Source organism: Endozoicomonas sp. YOMI1, from assembly GCF_024606345.1.
GTDB lineage: Bacteria > Pseudomonadota > Gammaproteobacteria > Pseudomonadales > Endozoicomonadaceae > Endozoicomonas.
Genome location: NZ_JAHHPM010000246.1, coordinates 1 through 1,459 on the forward strand (window position 1 = coordinate 1; position 1,459 = coordinate 1,459).

Genomic DNA, 1,459 nt, shown 5'->3' on the forward strand with positions numbered 1-1,459 from the left:
TCTTTGCATTTTTTTGTCGTTACCAACCAACGCTTGTAGCTTTTGCAATATGAGAAGCGGCGTTGCAGCAGCGATGGCAGTTAAGACCGGGATGACCCTGAACAGATTGAATGCAATGCAAGTGTTAACACTTAAGTCCCGCTAATTGGTTGGCAGGCGTCCCGCTTGCCAGGCCCCGTTTACTATCAGGAGTTCTATGCACGCGCTGTGGCCATTGCTGGCAGCTAAGCTCAGAGCTGTCCAGCCATCGTCAGTCTGCTCATTGATCAGGATGCCCGGAGTGGCCAGCAACGCTTCGACACACTCTACGTTGCCGTATATTGCCGCTATGTGCAGAGCCGTCCTGCCTTCAACCTTCTCATTGACCAGGATGCCGGGAGCAGCCAGTAATATCTTGACGGACTCTGTACTGTGGTATTTGGCAGCGATGTAGAGAGCTGTCTTGCCACTGTCAGTCTTCTTATTGACCAGGATGCCGGGAGCAGCCAGTAACATCTTGACGGAATCTGTACTATCGTATTTGGCAGCGATGTGGAGAGCTGTCCAGCCCTTGTCAGTCTTCTTATTGACCCGGATGCCGGGAGTGGTCAGAAACACCTTGAGAGACTCTGCACAGTCATAACTGGCCAACAAGTGGGTAGCCATCGAGCCCAGGTGATCGGTGATATTGATATTTGCTCCTGCGTCGAGCAGGCATTTCAGATGCTCGGATTTGCCCCATAATGCGGCGATCATCAGGGGCGTGACGCCCTCGTTATCAATGGCATTGATATTCACTTCGCTGTTAGCAAGCAGCTCTTTCAGGCATCCATTGTCGTTTTCTTTTTTGCTGGTATAGTGGTCGAACAGCCTGTCGTTATCGAAGCTTCCAACGATAATTCTGCCCATGGCAAGTTTTTGACGGGCCTCGATTATGCCGATTTTGGCGGCCATATGCAGGGGCGCTTCGCCTTTTTTATTGGTGGCATTGACACTTGCCCCATGGGTAACCAACAGTTTCAGGCACTGGACGTTACCGTTCTCAGCCGCGATGTGCAGGGGCGTCTGACCATCCTGGTCAGCGGCATTGACACTTGCTCCATGGGTAACCAGCAGTTTCAGGCACTGGACGTTACCGTTTTTAGCCGCGATGTGCAGGGGCGTCTGACCATACTGGTCAGCGGCATTGACACTTGCTCCATGGGTAACCAACAGTTTCAGGCACTGGACGTTACCGTTTTCAGCCACGATGTGCAGGGGCGTCTGACCATGCTGATCAGCGGCATTGACATCGGCCTGATGGTCGATCAGCGTTTGGGCACAATCCATATGGCCGCAATCAATGGCGATAGCTAACGGGTGTGCCGGCTGACCGGTGACCGAGCGGTACGTCCGCCTTGCCAGACTGGCATCATCGACCAGCAGCATGATCAGCGTTTTCAGATCCCCGGTACGGCAGGCGTGAAGGATCAGGGATTCA

At 53.2% G+C, this 1,459-nt stretch carries 1 protein-coding gene; it reads right to left on the minus strand.

Annotation, left to right across the window (positions count from 1 at the left end; translation table 11 throughout):
- Window positions 1–141 precede the first annotated feature (141 nt).
- A partial coding sequence (locus tag KDK15_RS08555) for an ankyrin repeat domain-containing protein (RefSeq protein WP_257294939.1) occupies window positions 142–1,459 on the minus strand: 1,318 nt, incomplete at its 5' end.